Origin of the sequence: Polyangium sp. 6x1 (assembly GCF_029946515.1) — a bacterium.
In the GTDB taxonomy this organism is placed as follows: domain Bacteria; phylum Myxococcota_A; class Polyangia; order Polyangiales; family Polyangiaceae; genus Polyangium.
This window is the reverse complement of the sequence record NZ_JARZHH010000028.1, coordinates 81325-99182: the sequence shown is the minus strand read 5'-3', so window position 1 is coordinate 99182 and position 17858 is coordinate 81325. Positions and strand designations below refer to the sequence as shown.

Annotated in this window: 16 protein-coding genes; 12 read left to right on the top strand and 4 right to left on the bottom strand. The window is 68.4% G+C overall.

Going from position 1 to position 17858, the window contains the following annotated elements; translation table 11 throughout:
- The first annotated feature begins 70 nt into the window (after nucleotides 1-70).
- The 5 genes from cysD (at nucleotide 71) to QHF85_RS25295 (ending at nucleotide 6182) form a co-directional block, all read left to right on the top strand.
- Entirely contained in the window at nucleotides 71-982 is a 912-nt protein-coding gene (cysD, locus tag QHF85_RS25315) for a sulfate adenylyltransferase subunit CysD (RefSeq protein ID WP_348652762.1), read from the top strand.
- A 1-nt stretch (nucleotide 983) separates the two neighbouring features.
- Nucleotides 984-2903, top strand: a complete 1920-nt coding sequence (gene cysN, locus QHF85_RS25310) for a sulfate adenylyltransferase subunit CysN (RefSeq protein WP_281329874.1) — start codon at nucleotides 984-986, stop codon at nucleotides 2901-2903.
- A gap of 41 nt (nucleotides 2904-2944) precedes the next feature.
- Nucleotides 2945-4489 carry a DUF2330 domain-containing protein gene (locus tag QHF85_RS25305; protein ID WP_348652761.1) on the top strand — a complete coding sequence of 515 codons (1545 nt, stop codon included), beginning with the start codon at nucleotides 2945-2947 and terminating at the stop codon, nucleotides 4487-4489.
- Nucleotides 4490-4548: 59 nt separating this feature from the next.
- Nucleotides 4549-5442 (top strand): ferrochelatase, encoded by an 894-nt coding sequence (hemH, locus tag QHF85_RS25300; protein WP_281329872.1) that lies wholly within the window; start codon nucleotides 4549-4551, stop codon nucleotides 5440-5442.
- 140 nt (nucleotides 5443-5582) lie between these two features.
- On the top strand, nucleotides 5583-6182 hold the full coding sequence (locus QHF85_RS25295) for an SRPBCC family protein (RefSeq protein ID WP_281329871.1): 600 nt from the start codon (nucleotides 5583-5585) through the stop codon (nucleotides 6180-6182).
- A 25-nt stretch (nucleotides 6183-6207) separates the two neighbouring features.
- On the opposite strand, the gene QHF85_RS25290 is transcribed toward QHF85_RS25295, so the two are convergent.
- Nucleotides 6208-7149, bottom strand: coding sequence for a hypothetical protein (locus QHF85_RS25290; protein ID WP_281329870.1), 942 nt, complete (start codon nucleotides 7147-7149; stop codon nucleotides 6208-6210).
- A 450-nt stretch (nucleotides 7150-7599) separates the two neighbouring features.
- Entirely contained in the window at nucleotides 7600-7833 is a 234-nt protein-coding gene (locus QHF85_RS25285; RefSeq protein WP_281329869.1) for a hypothetical protein, read from the bottom strand.
- Between the two features lie 175 nt (nucleotides 7834-8008).
- On the opposite strand from QHF85_RS25285, the gene QHF85_RS25280 reads away from it, so the two are divergent.
- From QHF85_RS25280 to QHF85_RS25270, 3 genes are all read left to right on the top strand, one after another.
- Nucleotides 8009-8455: a hypothetical protein gene (locus QHF85_RS25280; RefSeq protein ID WP_281329868.1), complete on the top strand. Its 447-nt coding sequence runs from the start codon at nucleotides 8009-8011 to the stop codon at nucleotides 8453-8455.
- Between the two features lie 125 nt (nucleotides 8456-8580).
- On the top strand, nucleotides 8581-9015 hold the full coding sequence (locus tag QHF85_RS25275) for an STAS/SEC14 domain-containing protein (protein WP_281329867.1): 435 nt from the start codon (nucleotides 8581-8583) through the stop codon (nucleotides 9013-9015).
- 13 nt (nucleotides 9016-9028) lie between these two features.
- Nucleotides 9029-9643 carry a hypothetical protein gene (locus QHF85_RS25270; protein ID WP_281329866.1) on the top strand — a complete coding sequence of 205 codons (615 nt, stop codon included), beginning with the start codon at nucleotides 9029-9031 and terminating at the stop codon, nucleotides 9641-9643.
- 6 nt (nucleotides 9644-9649) lie between these two features.
- Here the strand turns inward: QHF85_RS25270 and QHF85_RS25265 are convergent, their stop codons facing one another.
- Nucleotides 9650-10492 carry a type 1 glutamine amidotransferase domain-containing protein gene (locus tag QHF85_RS25265; RefSeq protein ID WP_281329865.1) on the bottom strand — a complete coding sequence of 281 codons (843 nt, stop codon included), beginning with the start codon at nucleotides 10490-10492 and terminating at the stop codon, nucleotides 9650-9652.
- A gap of 77 nt (nucleotides 10493-10569) precedes the next feature.
- Between QHF85_RS25265 and QHF85_RS25260 the strand changes: the two genes are divergently transcribed.
- Nucleotides 10570-11532 (top strand): LysR family transcriptional regulator, encoded by a 963-nt coding sequence (locus tag QHF85_RS25260; RefSeq protein ID WP_281329864.1) that lies wholly within the window; start codon nucleotides 10570-10572, stop codon nucleotides 11530-11532.
- 6 nt (nucleotides 11533-11538) lie between these two features.
- Here the strand turns inward: QHF85_RS25260 and ligD are convergent, their stop codons facing one another.
- On the bottom strand, nucleotides 11539-14118 hold the full coding sequence (gene ligD, locus QHF85_RS25255) for a DNA ligase D (RefSeq protein ID WP_281329863.1): 2580 nt from the start codon (nucleotides 14116-14118) through the stop codon (nucleotides 11539-11541).
- Nucleotides 14119-14148: 30 nt separating this feature from the next.
- Between ligD and QHF85_RS25250 the strand changes: the two genes are divergently transcribed.
- From QHF85_RS25250 to QHF85_RS25240, 3 genes are all read left to right on the top strand, one after another.
- Nucleotides 14149-15045, top strand: coding sequence for a Ku protein (locus tag QHF85_RS25250; protein ID WP_281329862.1), 897 nt, complete (start codon nucleotides 14149-14151; stop codon nucleotides 15043-15045).
- A gap of 54 nt (nucleotides 15046-15099) precedes the next feature.
- Nucleotides 15100-16983, top strand: coding sequence for an ABC transporter transmembrane domain-containing protein (locus QHF85_RS25245; protein WP_281329861.1), 1884 nt, complete (start codon nucleotides 15100-15102; stop codon nucleotides 16981-16983).
- An 87-nt stretch (nucleotides 16984-17070) separates the two neighbouring features.
- The gene (locus QHF85_RS25240; protein ID WP_281329860.1) at nucleotides 17071-17814 is read left to right on the top strand and encodes a hypothetical protein; all 744 of its coding nucleotides are present in this window, start codon (nucleotides 17071-17073) and stop codon (nucleotides 17812-17814) included.
- The last annotated feature ends 44 nt before the right edge of the window (nucleotides 17815-17858 follow it).

Here is a 17858-nt window from a genome sequence, read left to right as displayed (position 1 = left end):
TGACAGACGGCGCTTTCGCGGGATGTTCTGCCTCGACGCTCGGGCTTTGACCCAGCGCGTCGAGATCAGCATGCCCCAGGGAAAGCTCACGCACCTCAAGATGCTCGAGGCCGAGAGCATCCACATTCTCCGCGAGGTCGTCGCGTGCTTCGAGCGACCCGTGATGCTCTACTCGATCGGGAAGGACAGCACGGTCCTCCAGCACCTCGCGCGCAAGGCATTCCACCCGGCAAAACTGCCCTTTCCGCTGCTCCACGTGGACACGACGTGGAAGTTCCGGGACATGTATGCCTACCGCGACGGCTACGTGAAGAACGAGCTCGGGGTGGATCTGCTCGTGTACACGAACGAGGAGGGGCGGCGCGCCGGCGTCGGTCCGATCACGCACGGGAGCAAGGTGCACACCGACGTGATGAAGACGCAGGCGCTGAAGCAAGCGCTCGACAAGTATGGCTTCGACGCGGCGTTCGGCGGCGCGCGGCGCGACGAGGAGAAATCGCGCGCGAAGGAGCGCGTCTTTTCGTTCCGCGACAAGTTCCACCGCTGGGACCCGAAGAGCCAGCGCCCGGAGCTCTGGAGCCTCTACAATACGGAGGTTCACAAGGGCGAGAGCATCCGGGTGTTTCCGCTGTCGAACTGGACCGAGCTCGACGTCTGGCAATACATTCACCAGGAAAAACTGCCGATCGTGCCGCTGTATTTCGCGGCGCCGCGCCCGGTCGTGGAGCGCGACGGGGTGCTCCTCATGGTGGACGACGAGCGGCTGCCGCTCCGGCCGGGGGAGGCGCCGATGATGAAGAAGGTCCGGTTCCGGACGCTCGGCTGTTATCCGCTCTCGGGCGCGATCGAGAGCGAGGCCACGACGCTGCCCGAGATCATCCAGGAGATGCTGCTCGCGAGGCAGAGCGAGCGCCAGGGCCGGCTGATCGATTTCGATCAATCGGGGAGCATGGAAGAGAAGAAGCGCGAAGGGTACTTCTGAGATGAGCCACGAAGAAGACCTCGCCAGGACCGACATCGAGGCCTACCTCGCGCGGAACGAGCGGAAGGAGCTCTTGCGCTTCCTCACGTGCGGGAACGTCGACGACGGCAAGAGCACGCTGATCGGCAGGCTGCTGCACGACACGAAGGGCATTTACGAGGATCAGCTCGCCGCGGTCGCCAAGGACAGCAAGGTCTTCGGCACGCAGGGCGGCGCGCTCGACCTCGCGCTGCTCGTCGACGGCCTGAAGAGCGAGCGCGAGCAGGGGATCACGATCGACGTCGCGTATCGGTATTTTTCGACGGCGCGGCGCAAGTACATCATCGCGGATACGCCGGGCCACGAGCAATACACGCGCAACATGGCCACGGGCGCGAGCACGGCCGAGCTCGCGGTGATCCTGATCGACGCGCGCAAGGGCGTGACGACGCAGACGAAGCGGCACGCGTTCATCACGAGCCTGCTCGGCATCCGCAAGGTCGTCGTGGCCGTGAACAAGATGGATCTCGTCGGGTATTCGCGAGAGGTGTTCGAGGAGATCCGGCGCGTGTACCTCGATTTCGCGGCGCTCTTGCCCGACCGGCACCACTGGTTCCTCCCGATGAGCGCGCTCGCGGGCGACAACGTGGTCGAGAAGAGCGCGGCCATGCCCTGGTTCGAAGGCGAGCCGCTGCTCGAATTGCTGGATACGGTGCCGCTCGACGAGGCGTCGAACACGGTGGATCTGCGGTTCCCCGTGCAATACGTGAACCGGCCGGACCTGGATTTTCGTGGGTTTGCCGGGACGATCGCGTCGGGCGCGGTGCGCGTCGGCGACGAGCTCGTGTCGCTGCCGTCCGGGCGCACGAGCAAGGTCGCGCGGATCGTGACGTGGGAGGGCGATCTGGCCGAGGCCGCGGCGCCGATGTCGGTGACGCTGACGCTCGAAGACGAGATCGACGCGAGCCGCGGCGATGTATTGTGTCACTCGGACAACCGTCCCGAGATCTCGACGCGGGTCCTGGCGATGCTCGTGTGGATGGACGAGCGGCCGATGGTGCCGGGGCGCGAATACTGGATCAAGCACGGGCCGCTCCGCACGCCGGGCAGCGTGACGCGGGTCGTGCACCGCGTGGACGTGAACACGCTGGAGAAGAGCGACGCGCCGGCGCTCGCGTTGAACGAGATCGGCCGCGTGGAGCTGCGCACGAGCCGGCCGCTTTTGTTCGACGCGTACACGAAGAACCGGGCGACGGGCGCGTTCATCGTGATCGACCGCGTGACGAACGGCACCGTCGGCGCGGGGATGATCGTCGAGAGCGCGGAGGGGCGCTGGGACGATCCGGCGCAAGGCAGGCTCACGCGGGCGGAGAGCGCGGTCACGGGCGAGGAGCGCGAAAAACGATATGGGCAGCGGCCGACGACGATCCTGATCACGGGGCTCGCGGGGTCCGGAAAGACCAGCGTGGCGCGGGAGGTCGAGCGCAGGCTCTTCGATCTCGGCCGCGCGGTGGTCGCGATCGACGGGCAATCGATGCGGCACGGGATGAACCGGGACCTCGGCTTCTCCGCGTCGGACCGCTCGGAGAACCTGCGCCGCTCGATGGAGGTCGCGAAGCTCCTGAACGATGCGGGTCTGCTTTGCGTGGCCTCGCTGGTCGCGCCGGAGGACGCGGTGCGAAAGCGCGCGCGGGAGCTCGTGGGCCCGGAGCGGTTTTTCCTGGTCCACCTCGCCGCGCCGCTCGAATGGTGCCGCAAGGTCGATCGGAGCGGGATTTACCGCGACGCCGAGGCGGGCAAGGTCTCGAACGTGCCGGGGCTCGATTTCCGGTACGAGCCGCCCGAGGACGCGGACCTCGTCCTGCCGAGCCATGCGTTGAGCATCGCCGAATGCGCCGAGCGTATCGTGCGGGAGCTCGAACGGCGGGGGAGGATCGTGTAGGCGCGGGGCACGCGCGGCGCCGGCGTTGACAAGCCTCGGGGATGTGTTCCGATGGCGTCATGCGTCGTGCTCATGTCTCCTTTCTTTCTGCCTCTGTTTTCGCGCTGGCCGTCGGAGTTGCTCCCGCTGCGACGGCGACGAGCGGGTATTTCGTGTCGGGTGGGTCTTCGAACGTCACACGGCATCGAACGCTGCTCGTGACTTCCCCGCAGAAAACGACGGTCGTCGATCAGATCGAGTTTGGGCCCGTCCCCGAGTCGTTCGCGTGGGTCTTGCCCGTTCCGGGGCCGGCCACGGTCGCTCTCTCCTCCGACGCGCTCTTCAACAACCTCGACGCCGTCACGAAGACCGTGATCGCGCCGCCGCCGCTTGCGTGTCCTCCTTCGGACTGCGGCGCGGGAGGCATGGGCGGCGCAGGGGGCGGGGGAGGGGGAATGCCCGCGGAGGTCGTCCCCGCGCGGGGGACGGTCGATCCGTACGAGCTCGTCTTCACGCAACCCGGCAGCGCGCAATCCATCAAGGATTGGCTTGCGGCGGGCGGCTTCGCCGTCGATGCCGGTACGTCGGCGCTCATCGATTCGCTCGCGACGGTGCAGGGGTATGGCTTCGTCGCGCTGAAGATGGTCCCGCCCGCGGGCGTGTCGGTGGCGCGCCCGATTCGTGTCACGTTGCAAGGATCGGTTCCCACGTTGCCGATGCGCTTTTCGCGGGCCGGGGCGCCGATGGTCCTGCCGACGCGGCTCTACGTCGTCGCCGGCGCCCGCGCGGATACCCAGAACATGCCTTCGGTGGCCGTTTCTCTGGACAACCTCGTCTGGAACTGGGACACGGGCATGAGCAATTACGCGGCGCTGCGGCAGGATGCGTTCAATGTCGTCGGCGGGGGAGGATGGGTCGTCGAGCACGCCGCGCCTTTTCCGGTGAGCACGTTCAAGAGCGACATGCTCGCCCTGGCCACCATGCAGCCAGCGGCGAGCGGATGGGGGAAGGACGCGGGCGAGGCGTCGAGCGGCTGCACGGCCGACATGGACGCGATTTTCGACGGGCTCGACCCGAATGCGACGTGGGTGACGCGGTTCGAAGGAAACCTCGCGCCCGCCGGTCTCATGAACGACCTCACCGTGGGCACGTCGGCCAATCAAATGGCTGTGCCGAGCACGATCGTGGTGAAGGAAGGCGCGACCGAGGGGACCCCACCTGCGTGCCCCGATCCCTGTGGGAGCGGCGGCATGGGCGGCATGGGCGGGATGGCGAGCGGCAGCGGCGGCGCGGGAGGAATGCCGAGCGGGAGCGGGGGGAGCGGCGGAATGGGTGGCAGCGGCGGAATGGGGGGCAGCGGCGGAACGCACGCGGCGTGTACCCCAGGCGAGCAGGTCGAATGCGCGTGTCCGGGTGGAACTCCGGGGGCGCAGGCCTGCAATCAGGACGGGACCGGATTCGAGTCTTGCCAATGCCTTGCACCCGAGGACAAGGGCGGATGCGGCTGCGAGGCGGCCGGGGCCGGCGCGGGCTCGGCCGGCGTGGCCCTCGGGTTCCTCGCGCTGGCCTCCGGCCTCGTCCGACGCAGGCGGGCAGACCGATCGTAGAAGCGCGCTCCACGCCGCTCGCCAGCGGACCTCGTTCGCTTTATCTATAGCCGAGCCCCATGTCGACCGCCGTCCTCGTCTCCTGCCACGGGACCGTCTCCCGCACCGAAGACATCCCCGCGTTTTTGAACAACATCCGTCGGGGTCGCCCGACGCCGCCCGAGCTCGTCGCCGAGGTGACGCACCGGTTCAAGGCGATCGGCGGCTCGCCGCTCATGGCCGTCACCGAGGCCCAGGCGCGCGCGCTCGAAGCGCGGATCGGCATTCCGGTGGTCGTCTCGGGCCGGCTCTGGCATCCGTATCCGAGCGAGGTCCTGCCCGGGATCGTCGCGAAGGGCGTGCGGACGCTCCTCTCGCTCCCGCTCGCGCCGCAGTCGGTCGACGTGTATCACGGGCCCGTCCGCGAGGCCGCCGCGAATCACCCGGAGCTCACCGTCCGCACAGCGCCGGCCTGGGGCATGGAGCCCGCGCTGATCGACGCGTTCGTCGAGACCATCGACGAGGCGCTCGCCGCCGTGCCCGCGGAGGAGCGGGCGACGGTGCCGATCGTCCTGTCGGCGCACAGCCTGCCGCGCCGGGTGATCGCCATGGGGGACAAGTACGAGGTCCAGTTCCGCGCGATGGCCGGCGCCGTGGCGGCGCGGCTCGAAGCGCGTGGTCTTTCCACGCGCATCGCCTTCCAGAGCCAGGGCGCGAGCGCCGAGCCGTGGCTCGGGCCGGACCTCGCCGAGACGTTCGCGGGCCTCGCGGAGAAGGGCGCGCAGTCCGTGCTCGTCGCCCCGATCGGGTTCCTCGCCGAGCACGTCGAGACGCTTTACGACCTCGACATCGAGGCGCCGCAGATCGCCGCGAAGGCGGGGATCGGGCGGTTCTACCGGGCGAAGGCGGTGTGTGACCGGCCGCGCTTCATCGACGCGCTCGAGGCCGTCGTGCGGCGCGAGCTCGACCGGTAAGGTTTGGCGGCGACAGCCTCCCGGAAAACGTACATGGCGAACGGTCCGGATCTTTGCGTGCCTCCATGCTGCGGGGGCTTGTCCCGCGAGCGGCTCCGCTGATACTTCTCGAACTGTCACGGATCGGAGGTCCGCACACGATGGAACGTGAACGAACGTCCCTCTTCGCGCGCCACGCGCTCGCCCTCGTGGGAGGCGCCGCCCTTGTCGGCACGACGTTGCTCGGCCCCGATGCCCTCGCCGGAGGTTCGGCGCCGCCCGACATCCGCGTGATCGAGGTGAAGGGCAGCGACACGCCGAAGGTCGTGGCGAAGGCCGTGATCGATCAGCCGCCCGAGAAGGTGTGGCAGGTGGTCTCGGAGTGCGCGAGCTACAAGAAGCGCATGCCGCGCATCGAGGCCTCGCGGCTCGTCAAGCAGGAAGGGAACAAGCACACCTGCGAGGTGACGATCGCGATGCCCTTCCCGCTCTCGAACCTGACGGCCGTCACCGAGGCCGTGCACGAGGTGAGCGACCAGGGCATGTCGCGGCGCTGGAAGCTCCTGCGCGGCGACTACAAGTTCAACCAGGGGAGCTGGGAAGTGAAGCCACACGACGGCGGCAAGAAGAGCCTCGTCGTGTACACGGTGCACGCCGAGCCGAACACCGCGCTGCCCGGCTGGATCCGCGAAGCCGCCCAGAAGAAGGCGATCCCGGAGCTCTTCGAGCGCGTCGGCGAGGAAGCGTCGAAGCTGAAGTGACGGGTTTGGGGGGCAGCGCGCGGCGCTAGCTGCGCGAGCTCCCCATCGTCGAAGGCGCGAGGAGCGCGCACCGACCGAGCAGACCTCGCTTCGGGTCGCGCAGCGCGTCGCGCTCCGGCACGTCGTCCGCGGGGGCGAGCGCGAGGAAGCGGCGCTCTTCCAGGCGCAAGAGCGCCCCGTCGAGCGCGCCGCGCGATACCTCCGGCATGTACGCTCGCAGCGCCGAGAGCGAGATGCCGCCCGAGGTGCGGTCCTCCGACTCCAGCGCGCCGAGCGCATCGAGGACCCTCGCTTCGGCGTAGGCCTCGGGGCCGAGCTGGCGCAGCGAGACCACGCGCTCGATATGCGATGCGAGCACCTCGAGGTCCGCGTCCTCCATCGTCCACACGATGTCCGCGACTGCGCGCGCCGTGCTCCGCGCGTGCGAGGCCGCCGGGTTTGGCGGCGTGCGCTTCATGGCGAGGCGCGCGACGAATTGCTGCACGCGTCCCCAGATGGAAGGCGAGGAGACCGGCGGCTCGTCCGAGCCCGGGATCGGGGTTTCGTCCGAAGACGCCTCGGGTTCGTCCGTACAGACCGCGTTTTCCCAGCCGAGGTCGGCGAATCGGGGCGGGGCGAGGGGCTCGCCGAGCTGTGTAAAGCGAGCCGAGGGTAACGTTTTCCGATCAGACCGTATTGACAACCCGGCGAGCGCCGCGAGGGCCGTGTCGTCATCGTCGGAGTCGGCGAATGCCGGGGGCAGGACGGGTTCGGCGGGTTCGTCGTCCCAGGCTTCCGCGTTACTTTCGTATCGATCTCCCTCTTGATCGAGCAGCGCCATCTCCCGTTCGTCCGGGCTCATGGCGCGGGTCGCCGGCCCATCGCTCGACGCGACTTCGTCCACGAAAAGCCCTTCCATTGCGCGCCTCGTGGGTGCGTCGTGGCGGGTGTCGGGCGGCTCGTCGTGGAGGAAGGGGTCGAAGGTCATGGCGTCGTACGGCGAGTTGGACGGGGCAAACCCCAAGAAGGTTTCACTGTCCGAAAGGCCGAGGCAACGAGACTCTTTCCGGCGTATGCACTTTTTGGTTTGGCCAGGTGCACAGAGCCGAGTTGATCGTGACCAGGGCGGTAAGACAGCTGCGCCTTCCTGGGGCCTGCCCCTGGTCGGCCGCGGTACCCTTGCACGCGCGGTTTTTTGCCCAGACGCCGAGCAGAGCTCGGACACCACGGCCGACCAGGGGCAGCGAAGACCGAGGTCCTCGCGAGCCCTGGGGAGGCCTGGGCGGCTTGCGCCGATCAGACCTCCCCCGTTTTCCTACATGTGTTGAGGAGGCCATTCGTCCGAACGAAAGCGACGAGGCCGTTCTTTTTTTTCGACGCGCGTGGGTTTCGTGCTCCAAACCACACCGCGGTCCGAGGGATGGACGGGTGGGGAGAATTACTCGGAGCAGATGTACTGGAGGGGGCAGGACTCGGCGATCGCACAGCCGTCGCCGCACTCCTCGAAGCAGCTCAGGCACTGCTGGTAGGCCGCGTCGTTCATGCAGGCGGCCTTGGAGGTGCGTTCGAGGTCGCACTTGGTCTGGGCCTGCTCGTCCGAGTAGCCGCCGCAAGCGGCGAGGACGAGGCCAAGGAAGGAGCTGAGCACGAAGGTCTGGAGGGCGCGTCGCATGATGAACTCCTCGGTGGTGCGTTCGCCCCCTCCTACCACGACTGCAGAGAGCGCGCGCGCAGACGTGTCTGTGGTGGGCGCTCGTGTTCCCACTTTGCTAGCCCGCACACGCCGCAAGTCGGTATCTTCCCCAGCCGAGACGAGGGCTCACGGTACGCGGAGGTTGCGTCGAGGCATGGGCAAGCCGGAGGTTTGGGAGGATTGGTTGCCGCTCCGGGCGGGCAGTCCGCACCGTTATCGCTTCGAGGAGCCGGATCTCTTGATCGTTCGCGACGACGGCGACGTCTCCGGTGCCGACATGGCGCGCATGTACGACCTCGTGGAGGAGTTTGCTGCGCGCCTGAGGAGGCGGCTCTTTTGGATCACGGACATCTCGCGGCTCGGGCGGGTGACCGAGGAGGCAGGAAAGGTCTCCATCGCGCGGGACCTCAAGCCGCACCTGCGCGGCTCGATCGTCTGCGGGGGCAGCTTTCACCAGCGGCACCTCGCGAACATGGTGGTCAAGGCCATGCGCGTCCTCCGGCCGGAGCGTGGGAAGGGCAACATGGTCTTCTGTGCCACGGTCGCCGAGGCGCGGGCCATCGCCGAAGAGCAGCGGCGCCGTTCAAGCGGCTCGTCGTAGAGGCGTTCTTGCGGCGGGAGCCGTGTTCCTGCTTCGCTGGCCGGGCTTTGCGCAAGTCGGTATGTTTCCCGATAGGGCGAGGCTCTCAGGTACGGGGGGAGGGTACGTCGAGGCATGGAGGCGCGGTGAAAGCAGAGTTTCCGGAGGATGGGTCGCCGCTCGGGGCGCATCGGTATCGATTCGAAGCGCCGGACCTCTTCCTCCTTCGTATCGTGGGCGATGTCGGCCTCTCCGATACGCAGGCCATGTTCGAAAGGCTCGAGGAGCTGTCCGGGAGAGCAGGGCGGCCGATCTTCTGGCTCGCGGATATCTCGGAGCTCGGGGAGGTGAGCCAGGCAGCCCGCAAGTTTCCCCTGAAGCTCGACCCTGCACGGTGGCTCCGGGCCACGGCCGTGTTCGGGGGCAGCTTTCAGCAGCGGCTCATGGCAAACCTCGTGATGAAGGCAATTCCGCTTTTGCGTCCGAGTCGGCGGATGAGCCCCCTTTTCTTCTGCGCCACCGAGGTCGAGGCGCGGGCGTTCGTCGAAAAGGAGCGGCAGAGCGAGGGCAGATCGTCGTGAGAGGCAGGGAGCCATGAAGTTCTTCGTCTTGCAGAGCGGAGCCGGGTCGAGCCACGAGACGGCCTTCGCGCCGCTGGAACCCCAGTTCAAAGAGGGCCTCACGTGCCCGGCCTGCGGTCGGGCGCTCACGGACAAGGAATGGATTCCGCCGCTCCGCGCAGAGGTTTTTGCGCGCGGCGAAGCGCTCGGGGATGTGGCGTTCGGGCCGGGCCTCGATGTGCTGATCTCCGAGCGGTTCCTCGATGCGTGGCGCGAAAAGAAGCTCTCGGGGCTCCACGGGCTGAAGGAGGTCGAGATCCGGAAGGTGCACCCGGAGACGGCGGCACCACATTCCCGGTATCACCTTGCGATGGCCGGATACGGAATGACGCAGATCGACCCGAAGCGGAGCCAAGTGACGCGCGAGGGCGATCCCGATTGCCTGCAATGCATGGGCGGCGCCGAGGTCGTGCTCGTCGAGGGAATGACGATCGACGAGCCGACGTGGAGCGGCGAGGACGTCTTCGTGCCCTGGGGATTCGGCGGTTGCCTCGTGGCGACCGAGCGGGTGCTCGTCCTGCGTGACGAGTTCGGCCTGACGAACGTGACGCTCGTGCCGACCGAGGAATTCGTCTGGAAGCGACCTTGAGGGGGATCAGGGCGCCTTTGTTTCGCGCAGGAGCGCGACCATCGCCTCGGCGACGCCAGCCGCGGACGCCGGGTTCTGCCCCGTGACCAGGCGGCCATCCACGACCACCTGCTTCTGCCATTTCGGCGCGCCGACGAAGCGCCCGCCCCGCGCAACGAGGCGATCCTCGAGCAGGAAGGGCACCACGTTTTCGAGCTTCACCGCGCGCTCCTCCTCGTTCGTGAAGCCATTCACTTGCTTGCCGGCGACGAGGTACGCGCCATTCGAGAGGCGCACGTTCACGAGCGCCGCGGGGCCGTGGCAGACCGCTCCCACCACGCCGCCGGCCTCGTAGATCCGCGCCGTGGCCTTCGCAAAGGCGGGATCGTCGGGAAGATCCCACATGGCACCGTGCCCTCCGGCGAAAAAGATGGCCGCGTAACGCGAGGGATCCACCGCGCTCGAGGGCGTGCTCTCGTGCAAGCGTCGCGTCACCTCAGGATCGTCGAGGAAGGCGGCGTTCACCGCGTCGGCGCGGTCGACGCCGTCGAGCGGGACGCGTCCGCCGCGCACCGACGCGAACTCGACCGCGATGCCCGCCCGCGTGAACACCGCGTACGGGTGCGCGATCTCGGGCAGGTAGGCGCCGGTGCTCTCGCCGGTATCGCCCTTCTTGTCGTGGCTGGTCATCGCGAGCAAAACAGGCTTCATCACGTTGCCCTCCTTGGGCTCAGGTTTGTCAGAAACAACGCCCGTGGGGGTCGCGGGGGACGTCGCCGGTCCGCCGCACGCCGCGAGCAGGCCCGCGGCGAGCAGCCACACGGGCAAGGCGCGACCGACGACCGGCCGCTCCGTTTCGGGGTTCGACATGCCCCTCTTGATAATCGTCCCCCTCGGCGTCCGGTAGACGACCCCGCGTCGAAGCATTTGTACTATCGTGTTGAACGATGACGGCGCCGAGCCTCGCGGGCACCCTCCCCAACCTCGAAGCCTTCTGCCGCACGTACGAGACCGGCAGCTTCACCAAGGCCGCGCGGGTCCTCTCCGTCACGCCGCAAGCCACCAGCCGGAGCGTCGCCCGGCTCGAGCGCGCCCTCGGCGTCACGTTGTTCCGCAGGACCACCCGCAGCCTCGCGCCGACCGACGCCGCGCGCCGTTATTATGACCTCTGCGTGCAGGCCCTCTCGCTCCTCTCCACCGGCGAACGCGAGCTTGCCAGCGGAAAAAAGGCCGTGGAGGGGCGCGTGCGCATCAGCGTGCCCACCACGTACGGGCATCACCGCCTGCTGCCCTCCCTCGGCACATTTCGCGAGCGTTATCCTGGCATCGCCGTCGATGTGAACGTCTCGAACCAAAACGTCGACTTCGTGCGCGACGGCTACGACCTCGCCATCCGGATGGGCACCATCGACGACAAGACGCTGGTCGCTCGTAAGCTCGGCGATTTCGCGCTGGGCGTCTATGCGAGCCCCTCTTATGTCGCCCGCCACGGCGCGCCGCGCACGCCCGACGACCTCGCAGAGCACACCTGCGTGGCATTCGTCATGCCGCGCTCGGGCCGCGTGCTTCCGTGGACATTCACACCCGCGCCGGAGAGGTTCGAACCGGAGGCACCTTATCGATGCTCGGACGACGTGCTCGGCATCGTCACGCTCGCGCGGGCCGGGGTGGGGCTCGTGCAGGTGTACGACTTTCTGGTGGAGGACGACGTGGCGCGCGGCACGCTCGTCGAGGTGCTCGGCTCCTTTCGCGGCAAGAGCCGCCCCTTTTCGCTGCTCTATCCGAAGGGCGTGGAGCCCTCGCGCCCCGTGCGCGCGTTCATCGATTTCATCGTGGCGACCGCGCGCGAGGGGCGCCTGAGCCATGGGGCGCTCGTGCGGGCGGAGGCGCCCGTCCGGAAGCGTCCTTGAGTGCAATCAGGCGACGTGGCGGCCGAGGGCGAGCTTTTCGAGCCGCTCGATGGCCGCGAGCACGGAGGGGGTTTCCGTGAGCAACGCCGCCATGGGGTCGAAGATGCGCGCGACGCGGCGGGGGACCGTGCGAATGTCGAAGGCGCGCGGATCGAGCGCGTCGTCGACCTCGTCCCAGGTGAGCGGCGTGGAGACGCGCGCGCCGGGGACCGCGCGCACGGCATAGGGAGCGACGATGGTGCGGGACGCGCCGGTTTGTCCGGTATCGACATAAACGCGCGGGCCGCGGCGCTGCTTCGAGCGCTCCATGGTGGCGATGTCGGGGTGCCTTCGGACGAGCAAGTGGCCGAGCAGGTCGGCGAGGGCGCGCGCCGTCTCGTAGGAGACCGCGGGGCCGAGGGGGACGAAGACGTGCAGGCCCGATTGGCCGGAGGTCTTGGGAAAACCCGTGAGGCCGATCTGATCGAGCAGGTCCTTGAGCGAGCGCGCGAGGGTGATGACGTTCGCGAAGGTCCCGCCGCTGACGTCGAGGTCGATGTTGAAAAAATCTGCCTCTTCGAGGTGCGGGGCGCGGGAGGCGATCACGTGAATGGGGATCGTGCCGAGGTTCGCGACGTGGAGGAGCGTGGCCTCGTCGCGGATGTGAAAGACCTCGAGCAAGTCCTCGCGCCCCGGCAGGCGGACGCGGAGCGTGGGCACCCAGGCGGGCAGGCCCGCGGGGACGTTCCATTGATAGAAAAACTTGCCGTCGATGCCGTCGGGATAACGCACGAGCATCACCGGCCGGTCGCGCACGTGCGGCAGGAGGACGGGCGCGACGGCGGCGTAATAGTCCGCGACGTCCTGCTTGGTGATGCCGTCCGCGGGGAAGAGGAGCTTGTCGGGGTTGTTGACGGGGACCTGGGCGGGCCCGCCCGCGGCGCCGCCCGTGCGGGCGGATTCGGCCGCGAGGCGCTCGATCTCGGCCTCCTCCCGATCGGCGTGCGGCGAGGCCACGCACTCCTCGGGCGCGACGTCGTCCCGGATGCCGCGGAACACCGGGAAACGTAGATTGCCCTCGTCGGTATACCCGGAAAAACGCACGGACACGACGAGCTCGGGGCGGACGTGGACGCGGCCGCGCGGCGCGGCGTTGTAAGCGCCTCGCGCGGTGGGTTTGTCCGTACGCAACGGGGTGAGGTGCGCGAGCAGGGCTCCGATCGCGTCCGCGTCGAGGCCACTGCCGACCTTGCCGCGGTAGCGCAGCTCGCCGGCCTCGTAGGCCGCGACGTCGAGCGCGCCGAGCCGGGCGCGGCCGCCTTCGCCGAGGGTATATCCGACGACCACGAAATCGTCGTCGCGCTGGCACTTGAGCTTGATCCAGTCGTACGAACGCGCGGGGCCGGGGCGATAAGGGGCGTCGCGGCGCTTGGCGACGAGGCCCTCCATCCGGCGCTCGCGACAGAAATCGAAGAGCATCGTGGGGTCGCCCTCGATCATGTCGAGGGTGCGGATTTCACCGGGCGCGCGGACGAGGCTTTGCAGGATCTCCTTGCGCGCGTGGAGCGGGAGGCGGCGCAGGTCGCGGTCGCCGATCGCGAGCAGGTCGAAGACCACGAAGAGGACGGGGATCTGGGTTTCGGCGCGGCGGATGTCGGCGCTGTTCGCGAGGTGGATGCGCTGGGCGAGGCGCTGGAAGCTCGGCTGCCCGGCCTGGTCGAGGGCGATGATCTCGCCGTCGAGGACGAGGCGGGCGGCGGGGAGTTTGTCGACGGCGCGCGCGACCTCGGGATAAACCCGCGAGACGTCGCGCAGGCTCCGCGACTGGAGCAGGACGTCCGAGCCGTTTTTCCGGGCAATGCAGCGGACGCCGTCCAGCTTGAGCTCGAAGACGTAGTTCGAGCCGACCGGGCCCTTCGGCGACGGGCAGGCGCGCATGGGGACCATGTTTGGCTCGATGGAACCGACGGGCGCGCCGAACGCCGCGGCGCGCGCTTCGAGCGCCTCGGCGATGTCCGAGGCGTGGCCGAGCTCGTCGACGTCGAGGCCGGAGAGGACGGAGCGGGGTTTTTCCTGGACGATGTCGCTGCCCGGCGCCGCGAAGGCGTCGTGCTTCTTGAAGAGGAGCCAGTCCTTGTCGGAATCCTTCAGCCGGACCAGGAGGAAGCGGCCGTGGAGCTTGTGGCCCGAGAGCTCGAACTCGAGTTTGCCCTTGCGTAACTGTTCCTCGGCGGGTTCGTCCAGGTACCGAACGCGGCCGGTGTCCCACGCGATCATGGGTCCGGCACCGTAATTGCCCTCGGGGATGACGTCCTCGAAATGGAGATATTCGAGGGGGTGCGGCTCGGTGCGGACGGCGAGGCGGCGCTCGCCCGGATGCAACGTGGGCCCCTTGGGCACGGAAAAGCTCTCGAGCGCGCCGCCTACCTCGAGGCGCAGATCGTAATGGCGGCGCCGAGCGTCGTGCAGGTGCACGACATACGCGCCCTCCCTCGTCGCGCCGGGCGAGCCGGCGGGGCCTCCGAAGGGCTCGGGGGTTTGACCGGGATCACGCTTTTTCCGGTATGCGTCGAGCTTCGGAGGTCCGTCCACAGGGTCCTTGGGCATCGTCCACGACCTTTGCAAGGATCGATGCGCATGGCTGCGCGATCCACGGGCACCGGGACCATCTCGTTTGGCTTGGTTTCCATTCCGGTCAAGATGTACACGGCCACGTCTTCCCACGGCGTCGGTTTCCACATGCTTCACAAGAAATGTGGGACCCGCGTCAAACAGCAATTGTTCTGTCCGTACGACCGCGAGGTGGTCGAGCGATCGGACACGATGCGGGGGTTCGAGTACGCGCGGGAGCAATACGTCGAGGTGACGGACCAGGACCTCGACGCGGTGCGCGCGGAGCGGACGGACCGGATCGACATCGTCGAGTTCGTACCGGCAGAGACCGTCGACCTGCTTTACGTCGACAAGACGAATTACCTGGGCCCGGACAAGGGCGGCGCGCGGGCGTACAAGCTGCTCGCGGAGGCGATGGAGCGGACGAAGACGTTCGCGGTCGGCCGTTATGGCGTGCGCGGCAAGGATCAGCTCGTCCTTCTGCGGCCGTACAAGGGCGGGCTCATCATGCACCAGGTGTATTACGCGGACGAGGTGCGGCCGTTCGAGGAGGTCGCGCCGCCGGCCAAGGTGGACTTCCGGCCGCAAGAAGAGGACCTCGCCGACCGGCTCATCGGCGAGCTGTCGACCGACGCGTTCCACCCGGAGAACTACCACGACCAATATCAAGAGCGGCTGACGGGGCTCATCGAGAAGAAGGCGGCGGGGCAGGAAATCGCGCTGCCGCCGGCCGAGCCCCAGGCGCAGATCATCGATCTGTTCGAGGCGCTGAAGCAGAGCTTGAAGCAAAAGGCGCCCGCCGCGGCCACGCCGAAGGAAGAGGAGGCGCCCGCGGCCGAGGAGGCGCCCGCGGAGGAGCGACCGCGTCCGTCGGTGAAGAAGGCCGCGCCCCGGCGGGAGCGCGTGAGGAAAGCAGGATAACGAAGACCGAGCAGCGTCGTCCGCGGGCGCGCTCCGTGGTACATAAGCCGGATCATGGGAGATCCGGACAAACCCGCGGTCGGCGCTCGGGAGCTACGCTCGGACGAGCCGAGCGACGCCCCCAAACCCCCGAAGAACGCGTCCCTCGGCCGCTTGCTCGGGCTCGCTCGTCCGGAGACCAGCCGGCTCGCGGCCGGGACGTTGTTTCTCGTGATCGGGACGCTGATGGGGCTGCTCGTCCCGCAGGCATTCCGGGTGATCCTGGATCGCGCCGTGAGCAAGGCGGACGGGTTCTGGACGATCGACCGCGCGGCGCTCGCGCTCATCGTGGTGGCAGCCGTGCAAGCGGTCGCGACGGCGCTTCGTTTCGTGCTCTTTACGAGCGCGGGCGAGCGGGTGGTGACGCGCCTGCGGCGGGACCTCTTCGAGCATCTGCTCGCGCAGGAGATCGCGTTTTTCGACGAGCGGAAGACGGGCGAGCTCACGAGCCGGCTCGCCGCGGACACGACGCTCGTGCAGAACGCGGTGAGCGTGAACATCTCGATGGGCCTGCGCTTCGCGGCGCAGGTGCTCGGCGGCGTCGGGTTCCTCGTGTACACGTCACCCATTCTCACGGCCGTGATGCTCGGGGTGGTACCGCCGGTGGCGCTCGGCGCCGTCGCGTATGGGCGCCGCGTGCGCAAGCTGTCGCGCGAGGCCCAGGACGCGCTCGCCCGGGCGAACGAGGTCGCCGAGGAGACGATCGCGGGCATCCGGACGGTGCGGGCGTTCGCCGCGGAGAAGACGGAGGCGGGGCGATACGCGAATGCGGTATGGGACGCATTCGCGGTGGTATGGCGGCGCATCGTGACGAGCTCCGTGTTCATGAGCATCTCGGGGTTCGCGGCGTTCGCGGCGCTCGCGCTGGTGCTCTGGTACGGCGGGCGGCTCGTGTCGCAGGGCGCGATGACGCCCGGCGGATTGACGTCGTTCTTGATTTACACGCTGATGGTGGCGTTTTCGCTCGGCGGAATCAGCGAGCTCTGGGCCGATTTGATGCGCGCGTCGGGCGCGGCCGAGCGGGTCTTCGAATTGATCGATCGGCCCCCGACGATCCCGCTCACGGAGGGCACGCGGCCTTCCGCGGTGGAGGGTCGTATCGAGCTCTCGCGCGTGAGCTTCGCGTATCCCTCGCGAAAAGACATGCCCGTGCTGCGGGATCTCGACCTCGCGATCGCGCCGGGCGAGGTGGTGGCGCTCGTGGGGCCGTCGGGGTCGGGGAAATCGACGATCGCGGCGCTGCTTCTGCGTCTGTACGATCCGACCGACGGGCGGATCGCGCTCGACGGGAAGGATTTGCGGGAGCTGTCGCCGGAATGGTTGCGGCGCAACGTGGGGGTGGTGTCGCAAGAGCCGATGCTGTTTTCGTGCAGCGTGGCGGACAACATTCGGTATGGCAGGACAACCGCGACGGAGGCCGAGGTGGAGGCCGCGGCGCGGGCGGCGAACGCGCACGAGTTCGTGTCGAAGTTCCCGGAGGGGTATGCGACGCTCGTGGGGGAGCGGGGCGTGAAGCTGTCCGGCGGGCAGAAGCAGCGGGTGGCGATCGCGCGCGCGGTGCTGAAGGATCCGCGGATCCTGGTGCTCGACGAGGCGACGAGCGCGCTCGACGCGGAGAGCGAGCACCTCGTGAAAGAAGCGCTCGACCGATTGATGAAGGGGCGAACGACGCTGATCATCGCGCACCGATTGTCGACGGTGATGGGGGCGAACCGGGTCGTGGTGATCGAGGACGGGAAGATCGTCCAGAGCGGTGATCACGCGACCTTGATGCAGCAAGGCGGGCTTTATCGGAAGCTCGTAGAGCGGCAGCTGGAAGGGGGGCGGGAGGGGATGAGGGGACACGCGGGCAGTGCATTGGCGATCGTCCCGACATCCGAGGGGGCGCAGCTTCTTTGAGCCCCGGCCGCTAGACTCGTGGTAGCCTCACCCTGAATCATCATGTCCGGGTGGGAGCTCCACGACGGGGAGAAGAAAATCGGCCCGATGAGCGAGGAGGCTGTGCTCTGGGCCATCAAGCGGGGTTTGCCCTCGTCGACGCGCGTGCGGCCCGAGGGGCAGGACGCGTGGATCACGCTCGATGATCACCCGGTGTTCGCGGACGAGCTCGTGGCGCGGAGCACGCGCGAGGGCCGGGCGCCGCGGCGTGGGCGGTGGCTCGCGTATACGCGGATGGAGCTCGTGCGCGTGGCCGTGGCGCTCGCTTCGGTCGTCGTGGCCGTGGTGGCGTATGGACACGTCGCCGAGAACAAGGACGGGCTCGTGCGCGAGATCGAGGATCGATGGCGCGAGAGCCGCGCGGAGACGTCCGCGGAGCCGACCCGCCCCGAGCCGTCCGTGGAGCCGGGCGCGGTCGGGCAGGCGATCGAGGCGGCGAACGCCGCGCAGCTCTCCACGAGCGAGCGGACGAGATTGGGGAGCGCGGCGCTCGCGGACGCGCGGATGGACGCGCGCGCGGCGGTTTGCAAGGCGCGGGCGCTGCTCGAGACGTTGCCTTCCGCGGAGAAACGAAAACCCGAGGTGGCGCGGGCCCTCGCGCAGCTCTCGTCGAAGGAGCTGCCGCTCCTGCGCGCCGAGCAGGCCGAGTTCGAGAAGACACGCGGCGTCCTCTGCGGCGACGGTACGAAGCCGAAGGATTGTCCGTGCCACGGGGCGCACGAGTCCTGTTGCGTGCTCCACAAGGGCGTGGCGCGGTGCGAGCCATTGCCCACGCGGATCCGCTGTCCTTAGCTTTCCAAGAAAATTCCGCGCAACCGCCGAGGGGCTCGCGTCGA

What these genes read in the sequence shown, in the direction of transcription:
- cysD (WP_348652762.1), top strand. Translation starts at nt 71, where the DNA reads ATGCCCCAGGGAAAGCTCACGCACCTCAAGATGCTCGAGGCCGAGAGC.
- cysN (WP_281329874.1), top strand. Translation starts at nt 984, where the DNA reads ATGAGCCACGAAGAAGACCTCGCCAGGACCGACATCGAGGCCTACCTC.
- QHF85_RS25305 (WP_348652761.1), top strand. Translation starts at nt 2,945, where the DNA reads ATGTGTTCCGATGGCGTCATGCGTCGTGCTCATGTCTCCTTTCTTTCT.
- hemH (WP_281329872.1), top strand. Translation starts at nt 4,549, where the DNA reads ATGTCGACCGCCGTCCTCGTCTCCTGCCACGGGACCGTCTCCCGCACC.
- QHF85_RS25295 (WP_281329871.1), top strand. Translation starts at nt 5,583, where the DNA reads ATGGAACGTGAACGAACGTCCCTCTTCGCGCGCCACGCGCTCGCCCTC.
- QHF85_RS25290 (WP_281329870.1), bottom strand. Translation starts at nt 7,149, where the DNA reads ATGACCTTCGACCCCTTCCTCCACGACGAGCCGCCCGACACCCGCCAC.
- QHF85_RS25285 (WP_281329869.1), bottom strand. Translation starts at nt 7,833, where the DNA reads ATGCGACGCGCCCTCCAGACCTTCGTGCTCAGCTCCTTCCTTGGCCTC.
- QHF85_RS25280 (WP_281329868.1), top strand. Translation starts at nt 8,009, where the DNA reads ATGGGCAAGCCGGAGGTTTGGGAGGATTGGTTGCCGCTCCGGGCGGGC.
- QHF85_RS25270 (WP_281329866.1), top strand. Translation starts at nt 9,029, where the DNA reads ATGAAGTTCTTCGTCTTGCAGAGCGGAGCCGGGTCGAGCCACGAGACG.
- QHF85_RS25265 (WP_281329865.1), bottom strand. Translation starts at nt 10,492, where the DNA reads ATGTCGAACCCCGAAACGGAGCGGCCGGTCGTCGGTCGCGCCTTGCCC.
- QHF85_RS25260 (WP_281329864.1), top strand. Translation starts at nt 10,570, where the DNA reads ATGACGGCGCCGAGCCTCGCGGGCACCCTCCCCAACCTCGAAGCCTTC.
- ligD (WP_281329863.1), bottom strand. Translation starts at nt 14,118, where the DNA reads ATGCCCAAGGACCCTGTGGACGGACCTCCGAAGCTCGACGCATACCGG.
- QHF85_RS25250 (WP_281329862.1), top strand. Translation starts at nt 14,149, where the DNA reads ATGGCTGCGCGATCCACGGGCACCGGGACCATCTCGTTTGGCTTGGTT.
- QHF85_RS25245 (WP_281329861.1), top strand. Translation starts at nt 15,100, where the DNA reads ATGGGAGATCCGGACAAACCCGCGGTCGGCGCTCGGGAGCTACGCTCG.
- QHF85_RS25240 (WP_281329860.1), top strand. Translation starts at nt 17,071, where the DNA reads ATGAGCGAGGAGGCTGTGCTCTGGGCCATCAAGCGGGGTTTGCCCTCG.